We start from the raw sequence: 1,068 nt of genomic DNA on the forward strand, positions 1-1,068 counted from the left end.
AAGTGCTTCGCCAGTGTTTGTTTCTCGAGACCAATCAAATACGCAAATATGCGAGATTTTTCGGGACCTTTGGAAAGGGAGAGTACTTGTTGCTCAAGACGGTTACCGTGTAATACTGCAGAAACACAGTGCTGACAAAAATCGAACCCATCGGAATCTGGGCAAGTACAGTGCCCGTCCACAATACTGCCCGCATAATTCAGTGTGACAGTGTAGTCTTCAACTTTGGCTGTTACCGCTAGGCCATCTCGCTGATAGTCTTGCACTAAATCAGGGGTGTACGCATTCTTACCCCGCTGAAAACGATCTTTCCCAGCGCGCTTGAATAATTCTTCTTCACCTACAAGAAATTTAGACATGACTTACACGTCGTAAGAGGCATCAGCCTTTGGCTGTTCAGGAAGGTCTTTTGTGGCCAATAAATAAGCACTCTCTTCGTACTCGCTATACCACAAAACAAGATCGCCGTTATCAAGCGCAGCACGTGCGCTATAAATGCGATCTTCGATCGGCGATTCCACGTCATTTAGACCCCAAGCGCGAAGACAGTATTCTTTTAACAAACCTTCAAGCGCTTCTTCGCTTACGTCCTTACGGGGAATCACCATATATACAACTCTACAGTAAACTTAATGCTTTAACTTACCGCTTTCGTTGTTTTCTTGGTAGTGGTTTTTCGTCGCTTTTTTGTAGCAGTTGAAGCAATCGCTTCAACACGCACAGGCATACCATTTAGAGCTGAAGTACCCGTTAACTTATCGACGAACTGATCAGAAATAAGGACATTAAGGTTCACCCCTGGCTTCTGACTTGCCACAGAAAGTCGCGTCCCTTCATGATCGTGCCCCCAACCGTGAGGAATACTCATAACGCCCGTCATAATGTCGTCTGTGACTTCACAAGGAATAGTGACCGCACCATAGTCAGAAGAGACTTTAACTAATTCACCATGTTTGAGCTTCAAACGTTTAGCATCTGCTGTATTGATCTGTGCTGTACAACGGTTTTTTCCTTTCACTAAACGCGGCGTGTTATGCATCCACGAATTATTAGAACGTACATCTCGAC

General features: G+C 44.9%; 3 protein-coding genes. All 3 read right to left on the reverse strand.

Translation table 11 applies throughout. The features are described 5' to 3' along the window. A partial coding sequence (locus A3762_RS25455) for an SWIM zinc finger domain-containing protein (RefSeq protein WP_197469583.1) occupies positions 1-359 on the reverse strand: 359 nt, incomplete at its 3' end. 3 nt (positions 360-362) lie between these two features. Then, positions 363-608, reverse strand: a complete 246-nt coding sequence (locus tag A3762_RS25460) for a YheU family protein (RefSeq protein ID WP_068473505.1) — start codon at positions 606-608, stop codon at positions 363-365. A gap of 29 nt (positions 609-637) precedes the next feature. Continuing rightward, the coding region (locus A3762_RS25465; protein ID WP_304439336.1) for a molybdopterin dinucleotide binding domain-containing protein at positions 638-1,068 on the reverse strand (431 nt) is incomplete at its 5' end.

The organism is Oleiphilus sp. HI0125, from assembly GCF_001635355.1.